Source organism: Streptomyces cyaneofuscatus, assembly GCF_033109485.1.
GTDB classification, from domain to species: domain Bacteria; phylum Actinomycetota; class Actinomycetes; order Streptomycetales; family Streptomycetaceae; genus Streptomyces; species Streptomyces cyaneofuscatus.
The window spans coordinates 7,585,114-7,606,694 of the sequence record NZ_CP137002.1; the positions used below are offsets into that span (position 1 = coordinate 7,585,114).

Consider the following 21,581-nt stretch of genomic DNA (forward strand, 5'->3'; position numbering starts at 1 on the left):
ACCCGACTTCAGGAGGCGTGTCATGAACGGCGATCTGACCAGGACATTCGAGACCCCGGACGGGACGGTCCGCTGGGACGTGCTGGGGGAGGGCGACCCGGTCGTCCTGCTCCACGGCACCCCGTTCTCGTCCCGCATCTGGCGCGAGATCGCTCCCGCGCTCGCCCAGGACCACCAGGTCTACGTCTTCGACCTGCTCGGCTTCGGGCAGTCGGAGCGGCGTGAGGGGCAGGATCTCCGTCTGGCCGCGCACACGCGGGTGTTCACCGGGCTCCTGGACCACTGGGGGCTGGAGAGCCCGCGGGTGATCGCCCACGACATCGGCGGGGCCGTGGCGCTGCGGGCGCTGCTGCTGGAGGGGGCCCGGTACGCCGACCTCACCCTGGTGGACGCGGTGGGCTGCGGCGACTGGGGGACCGGGCTGTTCCGGCTCGTACGGGAGAACGCGCACCTCTTCGAGCAGCTGCCGGTCTACGCGCACGAGGCGCTGGCCGAGAGCCACTTGCGGTTCGCGAGCCACTCCGGCTACCGGCCGGACGTCCTGGCCGCCCATCTCGACCCGTGGCGCGGTGAAGAGGGCAGGGCGGCGTACTACCGCCAGTACCGGCAGCTGGAGCAGGCCGCCACCGACGAGTTCCAGCACCTGCTGGGGTCCGTGCCGGTGCCGGTCCGGATCATCTGGGGGCGTGAGGACGGGTTCCTGCCGCCGCCCTTCGCCGAGCAGCTGCACGCGCTGATCCCGCACTCCGAGCTGCACTGGGTGGAGGGAGCGGGCCACGCGACCCCCGAGGACGCGCCCGCACGGCTCCTGGCGCTGCTGACGCGGGAGTTCCGGGCGGGGGTTTGACCAGGACCGGGTGGGCTCAGGCGGGCGGCAGTTCGCCCGAGCCGCGCGGGATCAGCGTCGTCGGCAGCTCCACCCGCGCCGGGGCGTGGTCCGCGCCGTCGAGCCGGCGGAAGAGGTGCTCGGCGGCGGTCCTGCCGACGGCCGCCGCGTCCTGCGAGATGACGGTGATGCCGAGCAGGTCCGCCAGCTCGATGTCGTCGAACCCGACCAGGGCGACGGGCCGTTCCCGCTCCGCGATCACCCGGACCGCCGTCACCGTCACCCGGTTGTTCCCCGCGAAGAGCGCGGTGACCGGCTCGGGCCCGCCGAGCATCGCCTCGGCCGCCGCCCGGACCCGGCCCGGGTCGGTGGTGCCGAGCGAGACCCAGCCGTCCTCCACGGTGATCCCCGCGTCCGTCATCGCCGCGTGGTAGCCGCGCAGGCGCTCGGTGGCGGTGTGGATCCGGGGCTGGTCGCCGATGAACCCGATCCGGCGGTGGCCGTGCGCGATCAGGTGGGCCACGCCCTCCCGGGAGCCGCCGAAGCTGTCGGAGAGCACCATGTCCGCGTCGACCCGGCCCGCCGGGCGGTCCACGAAGACCGTGGCGATGCCCGCCTTGATCTCGGGCTCCAGATACCGGTGGTCGTCGCCCGCCGGGATCACGATGAGGCCGTCCACCCGTCGGGCGCACAGGGCCAGCACGAGCTCCTGCTCGCGCTCGGGGTCCTCGGCGCTGGAGCCGTTGATGAGCAGGGCCCCGTGCGCGCGGGCGACCTCCTCCACGGCGCGGCTCAGCGGGCCGTAGAAGGGGTCGGCCAGATCCTCCAGGACCAGGCCGATCGAGGCCGTACGCCCCTTGCGCAGCACCCGGGCGCTGTCGTTGCGGCGGAAGCCCAGCGCGTCGATCGCCTCCTGCACGCGGCGCTCGGTGTCGGGCGTGACGCCGGGCTCGCTGTTCACCACCCGGGAGACCGTCTTGAGGCCCACTCCGGCGCGGGCCGCCACGTCCTTCATGGTCGGCCGGTTGCCGTAGCGGGTCTCGGAATGACGGGTGGTCCGGTCCACGGTGCGCTGTCCTGTCGTCATAAACGGGCGGGGTGAGCGGGCGGGGGGAGAGCGGTGACGTCGGCGATTCGGGCGGCATACGGGCACCTCCGGACGGCCCGCGGAGCCTGCTGCGGAGACGAACGGAGGCTGTGGCGTCGAGCATAGGCCCTGGACAACGTTGTCAACGCCATGGAGACTGTGCAGACTATTGACTGAACCCGCAGGTCCCGCCCTTCACCCATCCGGAGAAGCCACACCGATGCATACCGACCTCGTCGCCGCGCTCGACATCGGCGGCACCAAGATCGCCGGCGCGCTGGTCGACGGCGATGGGAACCTCCTCGTACGGGCGCAGCGGCCGACGCCCGCCCGGGAGGGTGCCGAGGCGGTGATGGGCGCCGTGGACGAGGTGCTCGGCGAGCTGACGGCCTCTGCGCTGTGGGAGCGCGCGGGCTCCGCCGGGATCGGCAGCGCGGGGCCGGTCGACGCGGCCGCGGGCACGGTCAGCCCGGTCAACGTCCCCGGCTGGCGCGACTTCCCGCTGGTGGAGCGGGTGCAGAAGACCATCGGCGGGCTGCCGGTCGCCCTGGTCGGCGACGGGGTCGCGATGACGGCGGCCGAGCACTGGCTCGGGGCGGCGCGCGGCTACGACAACGCGCTCTGCCTCGTCGTGTCGACGGGCGTCGGCGGCGGCCTCGTCCTCGGCGGCACGCTCCACCCGGGCCCCTCCGGCAACGCCGGCCACATCGGCCACATCAGCGTCGACCTGGACGGCGACCTGTGCCCCTGCGGCGCGCGCGGCTGCGTCGAGCGCATCGCCAGCGGCCCGAACATCGCCCGCCGCGCCCTGGACGGCGGCTGGCTCCCCGGACCGGACGGCGACACCACGGCCGCCGCGGTGGCCGCCGCCGCGCGCGCCGGGGACCCGGTCGCCCTCGCCTCGTACGAGCGTGCGGCCCAGGCGCTCGCGGCCGGGATCGCGGCCACCGCCACCCTGGTCGAGATCGACATCGCGGTGATCGGCGGGGGAGTGGCAGGCGCCGGCGAGGTGCTCTTCGCACCGCTGCGCCGCAGCCTGCGCGACTACGCCACGCTCTCGTTCGTCCGCGGCCTCACCGTCGCGCCCGCCGTGATGGGCACCGACGCGGGACTGGTCGGCGCGGCGGCCGCGGCGATCGCGCTGCGCTAGCGCCGAGCTCTCCGTAGGGTGCCCGGTTCGTCAGGCCGGGCACCCCACGGGGCCGTACGACGTCCCCTCAGCGACCCGCGTCCGCCGACTGCTGCGGGACGACCACGAGGAAGACGTCCTGGTCCAGGTTCATCACGACCTCCGCCGCCAGGCCCTCCCCGCGGCGCGCCGCCGCGAACTCCTCGGCCGCCCAGCTCCCGCGAGGATCTCCGGCCGGAAACCGTTCGAGAATCGTCCGCCGCATGGCGCACCCCCAGTTGTCCTGTGCCGCCGGCCCATGCCGTAGGCCTGGCTATTACCTGCTCAACGAGTTTCGCCCGTCAGGGATACGGCTGCCCCCGAAGCCGGCTTCGTACCGTCGGCTCCTCCGATACGTCCCGGATCTCCGCATCCCGGCAACGCACGCGCCGCTGTCGCCGCCGTGGGCCATCGCCGTCGAGGGGGACTCGAGCTTGCCCGTCTCCAGGAGGCGCCCTGCTCGGTCGGAGACCTTTCCGAACCACGTCGAGCACCTGCGTGTGGGCTGGCGCCACGCCCCTCCCTCCGCAGCTGTCCCGGCCGCTGCCGCGCGCTGATCAGAGGCCTGGTTGCGGCGCGGGCTGTCGGCCGAACCTGTTGCGGGGCTCCACAACTGACCCGCTTCGTGCATCGAGTGGGCGACCGCGGTGAGTTCCAAGGGGCGCGTCGCAGCGGACTCGCCGGGGCCGGACGCCGGCGCCATCACCCGCTCCGGCACGACAGCTACCTCTACGACGGCGTCGACGAACGGCAGGTGGCGCGAGCGCGCGTCGCATCCGAAGCGACGGAGCGGGAGCACGTGCAGTACGTCATCCCCCTTACCACCGACACCCCTTTCTCACTCGATGCGGAAGACGCGCTGCAGGGCCTCGACCACGGCGTCGTCGAGTTCCGGCAGCAGAGGGATCGGGGTCGCCATGTAGGAGAAGTAGACGGTGCGCCGAGAACGGGGATCACGGGCGGTGTCGGCCAGCAGATCGATGATGCGGTCACGCACTCTCGCCGGAGTGGAAGCGCGTTCACCAATGATCGACAGCAGCCGGGCTGCCGCCCAGGCGGTGACGGAGCTCGGCCCGGTCAGTGCGGTGGCCAAGTCGTCGACCAGGTCCTCGTCGACCAGGCGCAGCGCCCCGTACGCGCGCAGGGCCGCCGAACGCACGGCAGTCACGTCCCGCAGCCCGCTTTCCAGCGCCCGCAGTGTCGGACTGGATCCGGCCCGCAGCACACCCAGCAGCTCGGCGGCGGCGGCACGACCGGGAAAGGAATTGTGGTACATCAGCGCATCAGCCAAATGCTGTCCGAGTTCTTCGGCTTCCGGCAGTTGGCGCAGGATGTCGGCGTCCGTGACGGCCACTGCCTGGAGTGCGACCAGGGCGTGGCTGCGTTCCCATCGGCCTGGTTCGTCCACCACCGACTCGTCGAGCAGTCGACAGACCCAGCGCACCAGCAAGTCGGCCCACGGCCAGTGCTCATCGGATGCCGAGGTGTTCAGCTCGCGGTAGGCCGCCAATACCTCTTGGATCGTCTTCTCGGCGTAGAAGAACTGAGCTCCGATGCGGGCCAGTTGGGCGTGGGCGGCCGCCGGATCGACAGCGTCGGTGAGTGAGGTGCCCAGATCGGTCCCGCAGGATTGCCACAACGCGGCCGAGGCGCGATCGACCGACTGTTCGTCGAGGGCTCCGCCGGTCTCCTTCAAGGCGGAATGGATCGCAGCCACTACGTCGCCCGGGTGGGCGACCAGGAAGCGCTGCTGGCGCAGCCGGTCGACGTCCAGTGCTGACAGGGTGGCGTACAGCCGCGCCCAGCGCTGTGAGTCGTACTCCAGGGTTGCCCCGTCCTCGTTTCGCGCGTCGGTGTGGATCGACTTGAGGCAGCTTTTGACCAGCACGGCCAGCAGCGGCGGACTCGCCGCGGACAGCTGTGTCAACAGTTCGTCGAACACCCGGTCGTCTGTGGGCAAGAGGTGCTCCAGCAGGCAGGCGGCCACATCGGCGTCAGGACCGCCGGCGTCCACAGCCGCGCACCACCGCCGGAACGCCGCTGGGTCGTCCTGCAGTACAGAGGACAGATGCCAGGTGATGACCAGAGCACCCGAAGGCTCGTAACCACGCTGGGCGATGGCGAACTTGGCCAGATGCTCCAGCGTGGTCGGTTCCAGGCGGGCAACCGAGTCATGGGTGGTCTTGCGTTCGGCCTCCCTGTCCAGCACATCGAGGGCCCGGCCGCGCAGCAGGTCGTCATCGTCGGTGAGGAGTTCGGTGATCGGCCCGACAGTTGTGGCGTTCAAACGGTGGTACTCGGTCAGCAGGAGGGCGGCCGATTGGCGTAGCCGAGGCCGGCCGTGCGCCAGCCAGCCGGTCACCAGGGGCTCGGCCGCGCAGTCGAGCCGAACCAGTCGGGACAGGACGGGGTCGAGGTCCACACCACGGGCCTCGGCCGCGGCGGTGACGGCTCGGACCACAGGAGCCCGGCACTCGATCAGGCCGTAGTCGTGGACGGCGAGCACCGCGGCGACCGCCTCCGTGTCCGGGGACGCCGCCAGTCGGGCCCAGGCAGCCTCTGCCTCCGCCGTTCTCCTGCGTCTGCCCACTTCCCTGGCCCGGGCGTGGAGCGCTACCGGTGTCCAGACCTGAGCGGCATGCGGATCGGCGCCGATCAGAGCCGGTAGGCGGCGCCCCAGGATACTGTCCGGTCCCACCGCCGCGGCCCCACCGGCGGCCCGTTCCACGGCGGTGCGGACCGCAGGACGGTCCTCGAATTCGGCCATCGCCCGTGCAAGGAGCGTCCGGCCGATCTGGTCGTCGGACCGGGCAGCCCGGTCGATCGCCTTCAGAGCCACCGGATCGCAGTCCGGTGAGGGCAGGAACCGGGCGAGCCTCAGCAGAGCTGTCGCCGCGTCGTGGTCCTCAGCTATCGCCTCGGCGCGGCGCCGGCACTCGTCGAGCGCGCTCGCCCTTTCCGCCGTGGTGGTCAGCAGGGCGACCCGCTCGGCCAGCTGAAAGGCCCGGACCGTGCCGCGGTTTCCCTCGGAGACCTCGGCGATGGCGCTCCTCACCAGAGCCAACAACGCCGGCCGGCGGGCGGGAAACAGTTCGGCCAGGCGCAGCCACGCTCGTGCCTGATACCACGGGTCCGCCACATCGTCAGCCAGTCGGCGCAGATGTCCGTACGCGTCTGCGGTCACCGCCAGCTCCGCGTCGAACGAGGACAGCGTCCCCGCGGCGTCCCCACCGCGCCGTCGGGTACTGCTCCACGCCACGGCGAGGGCCTCCGGCAGCACGGGGTGGTCAGCGATCAGTGGAGCGAGCACGTCACGGAACAGCCAGCCCGGAGAGAAGGAGAGAGGCGCGGGTAGCCGCAGGATCTGGTCGAGGACCGCGGACGGCACCGGGTCGTCGTCGTCCGTGAAACAGAGCGGGTCTGCCGGCCACCAGTACTGGAAGAGCGGATAGCCGTCGACGCGGTTGGCACCACGACCGTGCAGCGCGGCGACCAGCCGGTCTGCCGGGAAACGGTGCCCATCTATCCGGTCGGCGAACTCCACCGCGTTGTAGAGAGAGTCATCGCCGTACCCGAGAACATGCTGAGTGATCTCGTCAGCCAGGACCGAGATCTGAGCATGGTCGGGGAGGAGCGCAGGATCCGGGAACTCGATCGGCGGAGCACCGGCCTCGATCAGCGTCGACGTCACAACTTGACGCAGTTCGTCCCACTCCGCGGTCGGCAGCCGGTCGGCGGCCTCGACCAGCGCCCGCACCGCCGCCGGCGCGGCCCGCACAGTGGCGTCGCGTAGTTGGACGGCCAGCGCGGAGATCCGGACCGAGGCCAACAAGGCCGCAGGGGTGCCATTCGAGAGGAACTCGTCCTGCTCGTGGCCCAGCGCCCACAGCGCCAGCGTGGCATCGGCGGCTTCGCGCGGGTCGGTGGAGTACTGACGGCCGGCCAGGAAGTCGGTCAGCCCGGGCAGGTCGTCACGTTGCAGAGCCGACTGGATCCAACGGGTCAGCCGCGTGTCGCGCCAGATCGCCTCGACCACGAACCGTGGCTGCTGAGACCAGCGCCTCTTGTGCCCGTGGGTGTCCAGGTGGACAGCCATGGTGTAGATCGGGTCGTCGGAGCTCCACATCTCACCGAAGTAGTCCGTGAATCCCGAGCGCCGGAAGTCGCTCTGCTGCAGGAAGTTGGCTATCCGGTGGTACTCGTCGAGCGCACTGGCGGCACCCAGGTCGGGCTGACCACCGTACAGACACAGCACCAGCGACTGCCAGAGCGGGTCGGCCGCCACTCGTTGTGCTTCTTCGGGCGAGCGACGGAGGAGGTCTCGCATCTTGAGCCGACCAGAACGCCAGTCCGCCGGCAACCGGCCCGGCTGATGGCTTGCCCCGGTCGGCACCATGCCACCGAGCGCGGCCGTGATCGGATGGCCGAGATCGGGGTCGTCCCGGTCGGCAGCAGCGGCGAGCGCCTCCGCGAGGCGTGACGAAACCGCCCCGACCCCGGCGACGATCGCGGCCGCCGCGCCGGGGAGACGGGACTCGGCTCGCTCCGCCAACGCCTCCACGAGCGCCTCGTCAACTGCCTCCGCGTAGCCGTCCTCACGCAGCGCGGCGATGCTGGTGTTGATCAGCTCGCGAGTCCTCGACAGGCGTTGACGGCCCATCGCCGACCCGTAACCGGCCACCAGGGTGGTGACGATCGCCCGCACCGCATCCGCCGGCACGTCGGTCATCTGCAGTACGGCAGCCGCCAGAAGCAGCCCCGTGTCAGGAAAGAACTCGGACAGCCTGCCGTCCACGGCCAGCAGTTCCCGCACCACGACGACCAGGTCCGCGGATTCCCAGTTGACCAGCGCGAGCCCCATCAGAATCGGCTCGCGCCAGCGTGGATCGGCCAGTCGGGCGGTGAGCCGCTCCAGCCGACAGGCAGGTTCGGCTACCAGGTGGCGCGCGGCGAAGAACTCCTGGAACGTCTGGTGTGAGAAACGGAAGGCGTCGGGCCCGCTCTCCACGAGGAGGCCGACCTCGGTGCGCATGGTCTCCAGCAAAGAGTCGACGCGGGCCTGCAGCAGCGGATTGGGGTGCTCCGGGTCGGTGCGGTCGATCCGGGCCATCTCGCGCAGAACCTTGGCGCGGAACTCTGCCCAGGTGATCACGCCGTTCGGTTTCGTGGCGTGGATGTAGGTGGCGACGGCGGGCAGGGTGGCGAGCATCGACTGGTATGCCGTACTGGAGAAACCGCCTCCCAGGCGGCGTTTCCAGGCTTGCATCAGCGCGCCCGCCGCCTCGTCGAACAGCTCGACGCGCTGCGGTGGCAGGCTGCCGCCGCCGTTGAGGAAAACGCTGACGATCACGCTGGCCAGCAGTGGGTTGCTGGCCAGGTCGCGAGCATGACGGTTGGCAGGAGCCGCCAGCAGCGTCAGCAGGCTGTCCGCCGCCGCGACGGGATCGGTCAGTGGTGACAACGGTTCGCGGACGGCACCGGCGATTTCGGCGATCCAGCTTTTCACGAAGACTTTCAGGGCTTGGCCGGTCATCCGCTCGACGGTGACCTGCGGCAGATGCAGGGGCAGAGGGGCCAGGTGGTACCCGGCGATCCGGCTGGTCACGAAGGTTCGATTGCCCTTCTCCTCGGGCACTCGACCGTCGCCCGTCCAGGCACGGACGAACTCGCTGACGGCGGCCGCAGTCTCTTCTCGCACCTCTGCCGCGACCTCGTCCAGCCCGTCGAGCACCACCAGAGCTTGTCCCCGGCGCAGGGCGGTGGTCAGCAGGTCCGCCACCACTTCCTGCGGAAGCTGCTCGTTGGCCCGGTAGTCCCCGCTGTCGGCGAGCCAGACCGGGCGCTGCCCGTTCCAGGTGTGGTGGCCGAGGAACTCGGTGAGCCCGCGCGGCGGCAGTCCCTGTGCTGCCCGGTGCTGTCGGTCCGCCGCGTATTCTCCGACGCGCACCAGGACGGGAATGAGCGGGCGGCCCAGCACAACCTCTTCATCGGTCAGCCTGGTGGTGTCGACCCGCGTGGAGGCCACACGCACCCGCGTTTCGCGATTGCGTAGAGCGGTCGCGTGCACCAGGGCCAGCCAGCGCATGACGGTCGTCTTGCCACTGCCAGGGTCGCCGAGTATCACTGCGGCGGCCTCGCGCCGGTAGAGTTCGTCAACCGTCAGGATGGTCGTCGGCTCGACCAGGAGCTCCGAGAGCCGGTCGGCGGTACCCAGGTAGTCGGCCGCCGGAAGGTCGCTGTACAAGTACCAACGGCGCCGCTCGACTTCCTCGGGCGGCAGGTCCAGATTGCCCAGGCGGGCGTCGAGTTCCTGTCGTAGCGCTTCGACTGCGGCGGCTCGCTCGCGCGGGCTGCTCGTGTCGACCTTCAGGGCCACGTACACCCGCTCCAGTTCCAACTCCACCAGGCCCGAAGCCGCATGCAGACCTTGTACCGGCATCCGGCGCGTCACGTCGATCACCCAGGCCAGATAGCTGTCCAGCGCCGCGTCACGACGGGGATCCGGCAGGGTGTCCGCGGCCGGCTCGGAACGCGGCCGCCCGCCGCGCCGACTGTCCTTCTCACGTCGCGCGTTGTCGAGCAGCGTGCTCCAGTAGCGCTCCGCCCTGGGCTGGTAGGTGCGCGACTCGCTGACGGCCCGCTTCTGAAGATGCGAGACGAGTAACAGATAGACCTTCCGAGAGGCAGGTGCGGGCACGGTGGCGCCCGTCAGCCAGGAGCTGACGCTCGTGGTGGACGCCCTCAGCGGCGGGCGCTGGTCATGGGCGAGCCTGACCAGCGATTTGTACGTGGGGCTGTTGGCCGCCCGGTAGAGATTCGCCAGTTCCCGATGAAACTCTGCGGTAGCGGTGCCTTTCACAGCAATCCCCCTCTGTACGGACGCTTCGTCCGGACGGGAAAGTTCCCGGAAAACCCGGACGACAACCACCTCCTGCGCAATCGAGCCTCCCCCACCGGCGATGACTCGCCGGAAAGCCCCCGAACGCGGGGCAATGACCAGGCGCACCGGAGCTGTTCAGGCCGAGGGCGCACTCGGAAAGGGAGAACATCCGATGTCAGGATCCGTCCGCCGAGCGTCCTCCGACTCCACCCCCGGTACGTCGCCCGACGTTCCCTTCCTGCCCCTGCACACCACCGTCGTTCTGCTCGTCGCGTTCGTGATCGGTGTGGTGATGGGGGGCCTGACGTTCCTCAGCGGTGCCCCCGTCGCCGGCGCCGTGATCGCGGGACTGACCGGAGCCGGGGCCGCCGTCCCCGTCCTCCGCCTCCTGATCGGGCCGAGTCGCTGAGCACGGAGGCCCCGACGTCGTCGGGGCCTCCACCTCTTCGATGTCCCACTGCCGGCCATGCACGAGGTCGTCGGGGACCCATGGGCTGCCGGCAGTGGAGGGCACCTACAGCGAGGTGACGATCGCGATGGAAGAGCGGATCGTTGGGTATCTCCAGGGAGTCTGGGCGAAGGAGGTGGTGGGAGCCGGGCTGTGGACGCCGCCTTTCCCATCCGTCTCCCAGATGATCCCGCGAAATCCGCTTCGCCGCTGTTCAGCGGCCTTCCCACCCTGGAGTACCAGTGTTTGTTCTATGGATCAACGGTGCGTTCGGCGCTGGCAAAACCAGCGTCGCGGGCGAACTGATCGATCTGATCCCGAACAGCACCTTGTACGACCCGGAGCTCACCGGAGCAGGGCTGCGCGGACTGCTGCCCCAGAAGAAGCTGGCCGAGGTGGGCGACTTCCAGGACCTGAGGATCTGGCGGCGGCTCGTGGTGGACACGGCGGCCGCGCTGCTGGCCGAGATGCCCGGGGTGCTGGTGGTGCCGATGACGCTGCTGAGACAGGAGTACCGGGACGAGATCTTCGGCGGCCTCGCCTCGCGGCGCATCCCGGTCCGTCATGTACTGCTCTCACCTGAGGAAACGATCCTGCGTAGCCGGATAGCGGGCCGGGTGGAGTACCCCGGTGACCGTGAGCAGAGCGAGCGGGTCAACCGGTGGGCGTACGACCACATCGGCCCCTACCGGGACGCCCTCGGCTGGATCGCCGCTGACGCCCATGTGATCGACAACGGCGCCCTCACCCCGCGCGAGACCGCCGAACGAATCGCGGACGCCGTCCGCAGCGGTGCCGCCGGGGCGTGCGAGATCGTCCAGAGCCCCGAGCCGACCGCCGCGACCGTGGCCGCCGGGGTGCTGCTCTTCGACGAAGCGGACCGGGTGCTCCTCGTCGACCCCACGTACAAGCCCGGCTGGGAGTTCCCCGGCGGGGTCGTGGAGGAGGGCGAGGCCCCGGCGCAGGCCGGGATACGGGAGGTGGCCGAGGAGATAGGGCTCCGCCTCGACAGGCTGCCCACGCTGCTCCTCGTCGACTGGGAGCCGCCCTCCCCGCCCGGCTACGGCGGACTGCGCTTCCTCTTCGACGGGGGACTGCTGCGTTCCGAGGACGCAGGCCGACTGCTGCTCCCCGGCTCCGAGCTGCGCGGCTGGCGCTTCTTCACGGAGCAGGAGGCGGCCGGAATGCTGCCTCCCACCCGCTACGAACGGCTGCGCTGGGCCCTGCGGGCGCGGGAGCGGTCCACGGTGCTCAACCTGGAGGCGGGCGTGCCGGTGGGCTGACGGACGCCCCGCGCTCGGCGCCCCGCTCACGCCTGGGCGTCCGGGACGGGGTTCAATGCACCCCATGGATGACGCGTTCACACTTCTTCGGCTGGCCGCCGATCTCCTGCCGGAGGAGGCCGCGGCGGAGAGCGGCTGGACGGCCGAGGACGTGCGCGAGGACATCGGGCGCTACGAGTGGGAGCGGGCGCTCGACGCTCTCACCGAGATCGGGGATGCCCACCCCGTGTCCGTCGACTTCTGGGAACGCCTCGCCGAAGCCGCCCGCCAGATGATGCTCGACCGCAGCCGCCGGTGGTGCGAGTGGCGGGCCTGGGAAGTCCGGCACGGCACCATCCGGGCCACCCTCACCCTGGTGGCTGCGGAGGAGGGGCTGCGCCGGACTGCCTTCTCCGGCGACGGCCGGCTCCGGCCGGTGTGGGACATCGGCAACCGCCGTGCCGACGGAGAACGCGACCTGGACATCGCGACGCTGTGGGTGGAGAACGCGGCGGAACTCGGCCCGGGAGAGACCGCCGAGGTCCGGCTGGCACCTCTGACCCCCGAACGGTGGGCTCATCTGAGGTGCGGCGACGCGATCACGATGTACGAGGCCCGGCCTGTCGCCGGTACCGGCAGGGTGATCGAGGTGGTGGCGCCGCTTAAGGACACCCCCTAGGCCGCCGAGAGCCCCGCCGCCCGCATGGCCTCCGCCGCGTCCTCGGTGAGAGGGTCGCCGTGCCCGAAGCAGACCGTACGGGCCTCCAGGGCGGCCAGCCGCCGGAACGTCTCCTGGGCCTGCCCCCGGTCCACGTTGAACACGCCGAGCATCACCCCCTCGACGCCCACCACACAGTCCCCGGTGAACAGGACCCCGTGGTGCGGCAGATGGAGCGCGATGGAGCCCGGCGTATGGCCCGGGGCATGGACCACCCGGGCCCCGCCGCCGAACGGCAGCACCTCCCCGTCGGCCACCTCGCGGTCGACCCGGGTGGGCGGCGCCTCGGGGACCGTCAGCCCGTGCTCGTACAGCGGCCGTTCCCAGTCCAGCAGGTCCGGCTCCGGTACGGGGAGCTCGCCCCGGATCACCGGCGCGTCCAGCGGGTGGGCGAGGATCTCGGCGCCGTGGCGGTCCGCCAGCTCCTGAGCCGCGCCGTAGTGGTCACGGTGGCCATGGGTGAGGACGATGCGCCCGATCCGGCCGGGGGCCGGCCCCAGACCCCGTACCGCCTCCTCGATCGCGGACGCCGCCTCGATGTCCCCGGCGTCGATCAGCGTCAGGTCCGCGCCATCGCGCCAGAGATAGGCCTGGCCGATCCGGAAGCGGAACATGTGCAGGCGCCCGGTGAGTACCTCGATGAGATCCATGCGGCGAACGTACGCAGACACCGGCACCCGCCCTGCGGAACTACGCTTCCGGCGACTTCGCCGAGGGCGTAGTGGCCGGTGCGGTTGCCCCCGCGGCGGCCGGGAGAGGCCGCCGCCGGGGGCGTTCGCGAGGGTCAGGCCTTCTTGGACTCCGCGTAGTTGCGCAGGAACAGCGCCTCGGTGACCGACATCCGCTCCAGCTCCTCCGGCGACACGCTCTCGTTCACCGCGTGGATCTGCGCCTCGGGCTCGCTCAGGCCGATGAGCAGGATCTCCGCCTGCGGGTAGAGCGACGCGAGGGTGTTGCAGAGCGGGATCGAGCCGCCCATGCCGGAGGACTGCATCTCCTGGCCCGGGTAGGCGTCCCGCATCGCGGCCGCCATCGCCGTGTACGCCGGGCTGCTCATGTCGGCGCGGAACGGCTGGCCCTGGCCCACCTGCTCCACCGCGACCCGTGCGCCCCAGGGGGCGTGCGACTCCAGGTGGGCGGTGAGCAGCTTCGTCGCCTCGGCGGCGTCGTGGCCGGGCGGTACCCGCAGGCTGATCTGGGCCCGGGCGCTCGCCTGCACGGACGGCGTGGCGCCGACGACCGGCGGGCAGTCGATGCCGATGACGGTGACGGCGGGGCGCGCCCAGATCCGGTCGGCGACCGTGCCCGTACCGATCAGCTCGACACCGTCCAGCACCTTGGCGTCCTGCCGGAACTCCGCCTCCGGGTACTGGATGCCGTCCCAGTCCGCGTCACCGGTCAGGCCGTCGACCGTCGTCGTGCCGTTCTCGTCGCGCAGGGAGGCGAGCAGCTGGATCATCGCGGCCAGTGCGTCGGGGGCGGCACCGCCGAACTGCCCGGAGTGCAGGTTCCCTTCGAGGGTGTCGAGCTGCACCCGCAGCATCGTCATCCCGCGCAGCGTCGCCGTGACCGTCGGCAGCCCGACCCGGAAGTTCCCGGTGTCGCCGATGACGATCGTGTCGGCCGCCAGCAGCTCCGGGTGCGCCTCCGCGTACCGCTCCAGACCGCCGGTGCCCTGCTCCTCGGAGCCCTCGGCGATCACCTTCACCGAGACCGGCACGCCGCCGTTCGCCTTGAGGGCGCGCAGCGCGAGCAGGTGCATGATGAACCCGCCCTTGCAGTCCGCCGCACCCCGGCCGTACCAGCGCCCGTCGCGCTCGGTCAGCTCGAACGGCGGGGAGAGCCACGCCGACTCGTCCAGCGGCGGCTGTACGTCGTAGTGGGCGTAGAGCAGTACGGTCGGAGCACCCGCAGGGCCGGGCAGGTAGCCGTAGACCGACTGGGTGCCGTCGGGGGTGTCGAGGAGGGCGACGTCCGTGAAGTCCTCGGCGCGCAGGGCGTCCGCGACCCAGTTCGCCGCGGCCTCGCACCCGCTCTTCGGGAACTGCGCGGGGTCCGCCACCGACGGGAACGCGACCAGCTCGGCGAGCTCCGCCCGCGCACGGGGCATCAGCGAGGCGACGGTCTCGGAAATCGGGCGGGCGGTCATGGGCACGCTCCTCGTGGGTGCGACGTTATGGGGAGGGCACGGTGTGTACGCGCCCGTCGGCGACACCGTGGATGCGGTGTCGCGTACAGGAACAGATCATGGCCGATCCTCCCACAGGGGGGCTCGGCCGGGACGCGCCGTAGGATGCCGTGAGCAGCTTGGGGCCACTGGTCGGATCGGGAGCAGAAGCACATCGTGAGCAGCGAGAACGCAGACGCCGGGCGGGAAAACGAAGAGTCGTCGGCGGTGTGGGACGTCGTCGTCGTCGGCGCCGGACCGGCCGGCGCATCGGCGGCGTACGCGGCAGCCGTGGCGGGCCGGCGGGTCCTCCTGCTGGAGAAGGCGGAACTGCCGCGCTACAAGACCTGTGGCGGCGGCATCATCGGGTTCTCCCGGGACGCCCTGCCGCCGGGGTTCGAACTTCCCCTGAAGGACCGTATCCACGCGGTGACCTTCTCCCTCGACGGGAAGTTCGCCCGCACCCGCCGGTCCCGGCGCATGCTCTTCGGGCTCATCAACCGCCCGGAGTTCGACGCCGGTCTGGTGGAGGAGGCGCAGAAGGCCGGTGCCGAACTGCGCACCGGTGTCTCGGTGGTGCGGGTGGAGCAGCACGGGCCCGCCGTCCCCGACCGGCGTACGGTCGCCGTGGTGCTGGCCGGCGGGGAGACGGTGCTGGCGCGGGCGGTCGTCGGGGCGGACGGCAGCGCGGGCCGTATAGGAGCACATGTCGGGGTGAAGCTCGACCAGGTGGACCTCGGCCTGGAGGCGGAGATCCCCGTTCCGGCGACGGTGGCGGAGGACTGGGCGGGCCGGGTGCTCATCGACTGGGGCCCGATGCCCGGCAGTTACGGCTGGGTCTTCCCCAAGGGCGACACGCTGACCGTCGGGGTGATCTCGGCGCGCGGCGACGGCGCGGGCACCAAGCGGTATCTGGAGGACTTCATCGCCCGTCTCGGCCTCGCCGGGTTCGAGCCGTCCATCTCCTCGGGCCATCTGACCCGCTGCCGCAGCGACGACTCGCCGCTCTCGCGCGGCCGGGTCGTGGTCTGCGGCGACGCCGCCGGGCTCCTGGAGCCGTGGACGCGGGAGGGCATCTCCTTCGCGCTGCGCTCCGGCCGGCTCGCGGGCGAATGGGCCGTCAGGATCGCCGAGGCGCACGACGCGGTGGACGCCCGCCGCCAGGCCCTCAACTACGCCTTCGCCATCAAGGCCGGTCTCGGCGTGGAGATGGGCGTCGGCCGCCGCATGCTCAAGTTGTTCGAGCGCCGCCCGGGGGTGCTGCACGCGGTGCTGACCGGCTTCCGGCCGGCCTGGAAGGCGTTCGCGGGGATCACCCGGGGCACGACGTCGCTGGCCGAGCTGGTCCGTACGCACCCGCTGGCGCAGCGGGCGTTGAGCGCGATGGACCGCTGAGCGACGGGGCGCGGGGGATGGGCGGCCGGGCCGCGGCGGTGCTCGTCCATGGCCTCTACCACCGGCCCGAGCACTTCGGCCCGGTCGCGGACGGCCTGCGGGCGGCGGGGTTCGAAGTGGTCGTCCCCGAGCTCCACCGGGGCTCCCTGGCCGCCGTCACCGCAGCGGTCCAGGCCGCCGTCGACGCGCTGGACCGGCCTCCGCTCCTGCTCAGCCACTCCTACGGCGGGTCGGTGATCACCGGCGTACGGGGAGCGCGCCATCTCGTCTACCTCGCGGCCTTCGTACCGGACGTGGGCGAGAGCGCGGCCACTCTCGGCGGGGCCTCCCCGCGGCTGCGTGACGCGGTCGTGCCGGGGGAGGGGCCCGACGGTACGACACGCCTGGATCCCGGCCGGGCGGCCGATGTCCTCTACGACGACTGCCCCGGGCCTCTCGCCGCCCGCGCGGCCGGCCTGTTGCGGCCGCAGGCCCCGGGGTGCGGGCGGGGGATCCCCGAGCACCACAGCTGGAAGCTGATCCCCTCGACCTATGTGGTCTGCGCCGGGGACCGGGCGATCGACCCCGCCCTGCAACGGACGCTCTCCGCCCGCTGCACCGCTGTACGGGAGTGGCCTTCGGGCCATTCGCCGTTCGTGTCCCGGCCCGCGCGCGTGGTGGATCTGGTGGCTGAGCTGCTCGGCACGGTCAGCTCTCGAACGTGATGTGGAAGACCGGGTGGTCCGGGCCGGCGGCGAGAAGTTCGGCGTCCGTGGATTTTGCGGTGACTCCCTGGAAGTACTGGTTGACCTCCCAGCCCCACCGCTTCAGGTAGGCGCGGAGGATGCGGGCCTTCTGCGCGTCGTCGGCGATCTCCACGGCGGTGAAGACCCGGGTTCTGCGTCCCACCCGCAGCTCGCCGCCGCCCGCGACGCGCATGTTGCGCACCCACTGGGAGTGGCCCCGGGCGGAGACGAGGTACTGGGCGCCTTCGTAGGAGTGCGGGTTGACGGGGATGCGCTGCATCCGGCCGCTCGTGCGTCCCCGTACCGACATCTCGGCGGAGCCCATGAGGCTGATGCCGTGCCGGGCGAGTCGGCCGATGACGTTGTTGAGGCGGGTGGCGGTTGCGCCGGCCCGGAGGTAGTACGGCTGCGGCTGCTGCGACATGGTGACTCCCAGGGCGTACGACGCCATCGGTGAGGCCGCGGAGACCGCCCGCGCCACCGCCGACCGGGCCCGCCCGCGCCCCGCGCCGTACGCCGACCGCTGGGTCGCCGTGGCCGGTGCCGTACGGGAGTGGGCGCTCGCCCACCCCCACGAGTACGCCCTGATCTACGGCTCACCCGTCCCCGGCTACAGCGCCCCCATGGATACGGTGGGCCCCGCTTCCCGGGTCGGCATGGTCCTCATCGGCCTCATCCGCGACGCGTTCCGGGATGACGGGCTGGCGGTGCCGCCACTCGCGGCGGAGCTGCGCGCCGAGGCCGAGCGGATCGCCGCCGACATCACTCCGGACCTGCCGCCCGCCGTCGCCCCCGCCCTCGTGGCCGCGTGGGCCCAGCTCTTCGGCCTGATCTCGTTCGAGATATTCGGCCAGTTCAACCGGATGGTCGAGGCGCGCGAGCAGCTCTTCCGGCAGGCGGCCGGGGAGCTCGCCCGCTCGGTCGGTCTGCGCGGGAGCCCGGCCGCAGGCTGAATCGCGGGACGCCCGCTCTACGTTGCGGAGTCCGCGGAGCCGGACCGGCCCGCCCGGTCCGGGGCTGGGGCCGGGCCGTCCAGGCGGCGGCCCTCCCGCCGCGGAAAGCGCCACAGGACGTGGACGACCCGGGCAACGAAGGCCAGTACGGCGGCCGCGGTGGCGAGGCCGAGGACCACCGTCCGCGCTGTCCGGCCGAGGTCGAAGAGGAGGAGGGCGGGTGCGGAGGTGGCCGCGAAGGTGAGGGCGGCCAGTACGGCGGAACTGACCAGCGCGTAGCCGATCTCGACCGTCATCGCGTCCCGCTCCGCCTGCGTCCGCCGTTCCCCCATGGCCGCAGTGTCACAGGCCCGTCGCACTCCCGGCAAGCGCGCGGCCGCGTCCGGCAACCGTGCTCAGCCCCCACGCCCGGACCCCGCGTCGGCCCCCGGGCCGCAAGCCCCGCGTCCGCCGTCCGAGTTCACCAGGTGACCGCGGAGTTGTCCGTCCAGAGCCTCGCCACCGAGCGGTCGCCGCGCAGAGTCACGGCGGCGAGCGGCAGGCGGTTCCAGAGCGTGAGGTAGAGCCCCTCCGCCGTCCCGCTCAGCTCGCAGTCCACGCGGTCGCCGCCGCCGTCCTGGTTGGCGGCCGACCCGGCCCCCGCCCCGGCGGGCGTACGTACGGTCTGCGGCGGCTCGTCCGAGATCCGTACGGTCCACACCGCGTCCGTGTCCACGGCCCGCACCCGCAGCGTGCGCGGGACCGAGGAGCGCACCCGGCTCTTGGGGCGGGCGTGGAAGCCGGCCAGGAGTTCGTCGATGCCGTCGGCCGCCCGGTCCGCGCCGATCGTCGTCAGGGGGCCGCCGAGCGCCGACTCCGCGTCCACCCGGTGCACGGTCGTCTCGTGCAGCTGGCGGCGGGACCAGAACGCGAGCGGGGAGGGGGCGGGCATGAAGGTCCAGCAGTCCAGGTCGGCGGGGGCGGCCTCCAGCGACCGGACCAGATGGCGGTGGCCCGTCCGGAACCAGTCGAGGAGTTCCTCGCCGTCGAGGTCCGGCTCTCCGCCGTCGGGCTGGGGTGTGGTGTGGCCCGCGGTGATGAGCTCTGCCGCCCAGCGGTGCACCATGCCGGTGTGGCGCAGCAGGTGGCGTATCTGCCAGCCGGGACAGGTCGGGACCGAGGCCCCGGGACCCGCCTGTTCGGCGGCCGCCGCGAGGAGCCGCCCTTCCTCGGACAGGGACGCGATGTACTCGGTGATCTCCATGGCCGGATTGTGACAGGGGGTTGAGGCGGCCTGAGGGTGGACGCGGCCCGAGGGTGGAGCAGGCCCCGGGGGTGCGCGGACGGGCCGGGTGGATCGGACCGCTCAGGCGTGCGTCGCGTTGCGGGCCCCGTACCCCAGGGCGGCAGCCGCCGCGGCCAGCAGGGCCACGGTCGTCAGGGCGATCGGCAGCGAGAACCAGTCGGCCAGGAAGCCGATCGCGGGCGGGCCCAGCAGCATGCCGCCGTAGCCCAGCGTCGAGGCGGCGGCCACCCCGCTCGGTCCGGCCAGTTCGCCGGCCCGGCCCACGGCTACGGGGAAGATGTTGGCCAGCCCCAGGCCGGTGACCGCGAACCCGGCCAGCGCGAGCCAGGCGGTCGGCGCCAGCGCGCCCAGCAGCATTCCGGCCGCGGCGACCGCACCGCCGAGGACCAGGGTGCGGGTCTGGCCGAGCCGTTCCAGCAGCAGCGTCCCGGTGAGTCTGCCGATGGTCATCGTCAGGGCGAACAGCGCGTACCCGGCGGCGGCGAGGCCCGGATGGGCGTCGAGGTCCTGCTCCAGGTGGAGCGCGCCCCAGTCGGCGAGCGCGCCTTCCCCGTACGCCGTGCACAGGGCGATCACGCCGAACAGCACGACGATCCGGCGGGCCCGCGGGTCGAGTTTCCGCTGGGGCTGCCGCTGGGGCGTGTGCGCTGCGGGAGCCGTACGGGCCGGGCGGTGGCGCAGCAGCGCGGGCCCCGCGAACGCCGTGACGAGCAGGCCGATGCCGGCCAGCAGGAACAGGTGCGTCGAGGCGGAGAGACCGCCCGCGACCAGCCCGCCGAGTCCGGCACCGACCATGCCGCCGAGGCTGAACGCGGCGTGGAAGCTCGGCATCACCGGCCGGCGCAGCTCGGCGACCAGGTCGACGGCGGCGCTGTTCATCGCCACGTTCATCCCGCCGTACGCCGCTCCGAAGACCAGCAGGACGAGGCCGAGCGAGAGCGCCGAATGGGTCTGCGCGGGCAGGGCGATGCTCAGCGGGAGCAGTACCCCGCAGGCCACGGTCACGGCGTGGCTGCCGTAGCGGCGGCAGAGCCGGCCGGTGAGCATCATGGTGATCACGGCGCCCGCGGAGACGCCGAGCAGGGCGAGGCCGAGGGTGGAGGCGGAGGCGCCGGTCTGCTGCTTGATGGCCGGGATACGGACCACCCAGCCGGCGAAGAGGAAGCCATCGAGGGCGAAGAACACGGTCAGCGCGGTACGGAGGCGGGCCGACGAGGGTGGGGCGGTGTCTCCGCCAGGTCCCCCCGGTAGGGCCGTCCGCAGTTTGTTTAGTTGCGGCACAAACTCAGCATAGGGGTGGGTGGAGGGCGGACGCAACATGGCTGACGGAGGCGGGTTCTCCCCGTCCCGGCGGGTTCCCTCGGCGTCCGTGACACCTCCGGATCATGGGAGACTCGCCCTCATGAACGGCAAGGCGACCACCACCCGGACGAAGTTGGAGAGGGGCCGCAGTGCGCTCGGGCCCGCACTGGAACTGGTCCACACCGGGCGCGCCCCCACGCGCGCCGTCCTCACCTCCGAGCTCGGTGTCACCCGGGCCACCGCCGGGGCGGTCGCCGCTGAGCTGGAGGCGCTCGGGCTGATCCGGGTCGACTCCAGCCCCGGTTCCGCGGCCGGTTCGCAGGGCCGCCCCTCGCACCGGCTCTCCGTCCTGGAGGACGGGCCAGTCGTCCTCGCCGCCCAGGTCCACGCCGACGGCTTCCGGGCCGCGCTCGTCGGGCTGGGCGGCCGGATCGTCGCCACATCGCCGGGCTGCGTCGCGGTGATGGCCGACCCCGCGCAGGTGCTCGGCGAGGTCGTCGGCGCGGGAGCGGAACTGCTCGGCGCGAGCGGCCTGCGCTGCGTCGGCGCCGGGCTCGCCGTACCGTCGGCGGTCGCCGAACCCGAGGGCACCGCGCTCAACCCGCTGCACCTCGCCTGGCCCGCCGGCTCGCCGGTCCGCGACATCTTCGCCGCCTGCGTCCGGGACGCGGGCATCACCGGACCCGCCTTCACCGGCAACGACGTCAACCTCACCGCGCTGGCCGAGCACCGGCACGGCGCCGGACGCGGCGCCCAGCACCTCCTCTGCGTCGCCACCGGCCACCGGGGCGTCGGCGGGGCTCTGGTGCTCGACGGTCGCCTGCACAGCGGGAGTTCAGGGCTGGCGCTGGAGGTGGGCCACCTCACCGTGAACCCCGAGGGGCGGCCCTGCCACTGCGGCGGCCGCGGCTGCCTCGACGTGGAGACCGACCCGCTCGCCTTCCTCACCACCGCGCGCCGCGACCCGGGCCCGGAGGAGTCGCTCCTCAAGCAGGCCGGGGACCTGCTGCGTACGGAGTACGAGGACGCCGACGTACGTAACGCCGCCGAGGCGCTGATCGACCGTCTGGGCCTTGGCCTCGCCGGGCTCGTCAACATCCTCAACCCGGACCGGATCATCCTCGGCGGGCTCCACCGCGACCTGCTGGAGGCGGACCCGGAGCGGCTGCGGGCCGTGGTCGCCGACCGCAGCCTCTGGGGCCGTAGCGGCAGTGTGCCGATCCTGCCCTGCACCCTGACCCACAACAGCCTGGTCGGCGCGGCCGAACTGGCCTGGCAACCGGTCCTGGACGACCCGCTCGCGGTACTCGCCTGAGCCGGAAGCCGGAAGCCGGAAGCCGGAAGCCGGAAGCCGGAAACGGCGGT

17 protein-coding genes and 1 pseudogene are annotated in these 21,581 nt (G+C 72.2%); 9 read left to right on the forward strand and 9 right to left on the reverse strand.

The features are described from left to right. Nucleotides 1–22: 22 nt before the first annotated feature. Nucleotides 23–847: an alpha/beta fold hydrolase gene (locus tag R2B67_RS33615; protein WP_317823825.1), complete on the forward strand. Its 825-nt coding sequence runs from the start codon at nucleotides 23–25 to the stop codon at nucleotides 845–847. A 16-nt stretch (nucleotides 848–863) separates the two neighbouring features. Here R2B67_RS33615 and R2B67_RS33620 read toward each other — a convergent pair whose 3' ends face one another. After that, entirely contained in the window at nucleotides 864–1,892 is a 1,029-nt protein-coding gene (locus tag R2B67_RS33620) for a LacI family DNA-binding transcriptional regulator (RefSeq protein WP_030575075.1), read from the reverse strand. 241 nt (nucleotides 1,893–2,133) lie between these two features. Here R2B67_RS33620 and R2B67_RS33625 point away from each other — a divergent pair, with 241 nt between their 5' ends. Beyond that, nucleotides 2,134–3,063, forward strand: coding sequence for an ROK family protein (locus R2B67_RS33625; RefSeq protein WP_317823827.1), 930 nt, complete (start codon nucleotides 2,134–2,136; stop codon nucleotides 3,061–3,063). 67 nt (nucleotides 3,064–3,130) lie between these two features. Here the strand turns inward: R2B67_RS33625 and R2B67_RS33630 are convergent, their stop codons facing one another. Then, nucleotides 3,131–3,307 (reverse strand): DUF8839 family protein, encoded by a 177-nt coding sequence (locus R2B67_RS33630; protein WP_317823834.1) that lies wholly within the window; start codon nucleotides 3,305–3,307, stop codon nucleotides 3,131–3,133. A gap of 612 nt (nucleotides 3,308–3,919) precedes the next feature. Beyond that, nucleotides 3,920–9,940: a hypothetical protein gene (locus R2B67_RS33635; RefSeq protein WP_317823841.1), complete on the reverse strand. Its 6,021-nt coding sequence runs from the start codon at nucleotides 9,938–9,940 to the stop codon at nucleotides 3,920–3,922. Nucleotides 9,941–10,133: 193 nt separating this feature from the next. On the opposite strand from R2B67_RS33635, the gene R2B67_RS33640 reads away from it, so the two are divergent. From R2B67_RS33640 to R2B67_RS33650, 3 genes are all read left to right on the forward strand, one after another. Beyond that, complete coding sequence (locus R2B67_RS33640; RefSeq protein WP_018514799.1) at nucleotides 10,134–10,370, forward strand: hypothetical protein; 237 nt, start codon at nucleotides 10,134–10,136, stop codon at nucleotides 10,368–10,370. A 281-nt stretch (nucleotides 10,371–10,651) separates the two neighbouring features. After that, a complete protein-coding gene (locus R2B67_RS33645; protein WP_317823849.1) occupies nucleotides 10,652–11,692 on the forward strand; it encodes an NUDIX hydrolase in 1,041 nt (346 codons plus the stop codon). A 64-nt stretch (nucleotides 11,693–11,756) separates the two neighbouring features. Then, nucleotides 11,757–12,350: a hypothetical protein gene (locus tag R2B67_RS33650; protein WP_381074734.1), complete on the forward strand. Its 594-nt coding sequence runs from the start codon at nucleotides 11,757–11,759 to the stop codon at nucleotides 12,348–12,350. Here the strand turns inward: R2B67_RS33650 and R2B67_RS33655 are convergent. Next, nucleotides 12,347–13,039 (reverse strand): MBL fold metallo-hydrolase, encoded by a 693-nt coding sequence (locus tag R2B67_RS33655; RefSeq protein WP_317823853.1) that lies wholly within the window; start codon nucleotides 13,037–13,039, stop codon nucleotides 12,347–12,349. The genes R2B67_RS33650 and R2B67_RS33655 overlap by 4 nt on opposite strands. Nucleotides 13,040–13,173: 134 nt before the next feature. After that, a complete protein-coding gene (locus R2B67_RS33660) occupies nucleotides 13,174–14,538 on the reverse strand; it encodes a dipeptidase (RefSeq protein ID WP_317823855.1) in 1,365 nt (454 codons plus the stop codon). Between the two features lie 195 nt (nucleotides 14,539–14,733). Here R2B67_RS33660 and R2B67_RS33665 point away from each other — a divergent pair, with 195 nt between their 5' ends. Continuing rightward, nucleotides 14,734–15,951, forward strand: coding sequence for a geranylgeranyl reductase family protein (locus tag R2B67_RS33665; RefSeq protein WP_026241978.1), 1,218 nt, complete (start codon nucleotides 14,734–14,736; stop codon nucleotides 15,949–15,951). A gap of 17 nt (nucleotides 15,952–15,968) precedes the next feature. Continuing rightward, entirely contained in the window at nucleotides 15,969–16,655 is a 687-nt protein-coding gene (locus tag R2B67_RS33670; RefSeq protein ID WP_317823857.1) for an alpha/beta hydrolase, read from the forward strand. On the opposite strand, the gene R2B67_RS33675 is transcribed toward R2B67_RS33670, so the two are convergent. Further along, a complete protein-coding gene (locus R2B67_RS33675; RefSeq protein ID WP_317823859.1) occupies nucleotides 16,639–17,100 on the reverse strand; it encodes a nitroreductase/quinone reductase family protein in 462 nt (153 codons plus the stop codon). The genes R2B67_RS33670 and R2B67_RS33675 overlap by 17 nt on opposite strands. 13 nt (nucleotides 17,101–17,113) lie before the next feature. On the opposite strand from R2B67_RS33675, the pseudogene R2B67_RS33680 reads away from it, so the two are divergent. Beyond that, nucleotides 17,114–17,629 (forward strand): annotated as a pseudogene (locus tag R2B67_RS33680) (TetR-like C-terminal domain-containing protein); the annotation flags it as partial. 17 nt (nucleotides 17,630–17,646) lie between these two features. On the opposite strand, the gene R2B67_RS33685 reads toward R2B67_RS33680, so the two are convergent. From R2B67_RS33685 to R2B67_RS33695, 3 genes are all read right to left on the reverse strand, one after another. Next, complete coding sequence (locus R2B67_RS33685) at nucleotides 17,647–17,961, reverse strand: DUF6332 family protein (RefSeq protein WP_317823861.1); 315 nt, start codon at nucleotides 17,959–17,961, stop codon at nucleotides 17,647–17,649. Nucleotides 17,962–18,089: 128 nt separating this feature from the next. After that, complete coding sequence (locus R2B67_RS33690; RefSeq protein ID WP_317823863.1) at nucleotides 18,090–18,872, reverse strand: maleylpyruvate isomerase family mycothiol-dependent enzyme; 783 nt, start codon at nucleotides 18,870–18,872, stop codon at nucleotides 18,090–18,092. A gap of 102 nt (nucleotides 18,873–18,974) precedes the next feature. Next, complete coding sequence (locus tag R2B67_RS33695; protein ID WP_317823864.1) at nucleotides 18,975–20,099, reverse strand: MFS transporter; 1,125 nt, start codon at nucleotides 20,097–20,099, stop codon at nucleotides 18,975–18,977. Nucleotides 20,100–20,316: 217 nt separating this feature from the next. On the opposite strand from R2B67_RS33695, the gene R2B67_RS33700 reads away from it, so the two are divergent. Then, the gene (locus tag R2B67_RS33700; RefSeq protein WP_018514811.1) at nucleotides 20,317–21,531 is read left to right on the forward strand and encodes an ROK family protein; all 1,215 of its coding nucleotides are present in this window, start codon (nucleotides 20,317–20,319) and stop codon (nucleotides 21,529–21,531) included. Nucleotides 21,532–21,581: the final 50 nt, after the last annotated feature.

Bases quoted from the DNA above. Each gene is read 5' to 3' on its own strand.
- R2B67_RS33615 (WP_317823825.1), top strand. From the start codon at position 23: ATGAACGGCGATCTGACCAGGACATTCGAGACCCCGGACGGGACGGTC.
- R2B67_RS33625 (WP_317823827.1), top strand. From the start codon at position 2,134: ATGCATACCGACCTCGTCGCCGCGCTCGACATCGGCGGCACCAAGATC.
- R2B67_RS33630 (WP_317823834.1), bottom strand. From the start codon at position 3,307: ATGCGGCGGACGATTCTCGAACGGTTTCCGGCCGGAGATCCTCGCGGG.
- R2B67_RS33640 (WP_018514799.1), top strand. From the start codon at position 10,134: ATGTCAGGATCCGTCCGCCGAGCGTCCTCCGACTCCACCCCCGGTACG.
- R2B67_RS33650 (WP_381074734.1), top strand. From the start codon at position 11,757: ATGGATGACGCGTTCACACTTCTTCGGCTGGCCGCCGATCTCCTGCCG.
- R2B67_RS33655 (WP_317823853.1), bottom strand. From the start codon at position 13,039: ATGGATCTCATCGAGGTACTCACCGGGCGCCTGCACATGTTCCGCTTC.
- R2B67_RS33660 (WP_317823855.1), bottom strand. From the start codon at position 14,538: ATGACCGCCCGCCCGATTTCCGAGACCGTCGCCTCGCTGATGCCCCGT.
- R2B67_RS33670 (WP_317823857.1), top strand. From the start codon at position 15,969: ATGGGCGGCCGGGCCGCGGCGGTGCTCGTCCATGGCCTCTACCACCGG.
- R2B67_RS33675 (WP_317823859.1), bottom strand. From the start codon at position 17,100: ATGTCGCAGCAGCCGCAGCCGTACTACCTCCGGGCCGGCGCAACCGCC.
- R2B67_RS33685 (WP_317823861.1), bottom strand. From the start codon at position 17,961: ATGGGGGAACGGCGGACGCAGGCGGAGCGGGACGCGATGACGGTCGAG.
- R2B67_RS33690 (WP_317823863.1), bottom strand. From the start codon at position 18,872: ATGGAGATCACCGAGTACATCGCGTCCCTGTCCGAGGAAGGGCGGCTC.
- R2B67_RS33700 (WP_018514811.1), top strand. From the start codon at position 20,317: ATGAACGGCAAGGCGACCACCACCCGGACGAAGTTGGAGAGGGGCCGC.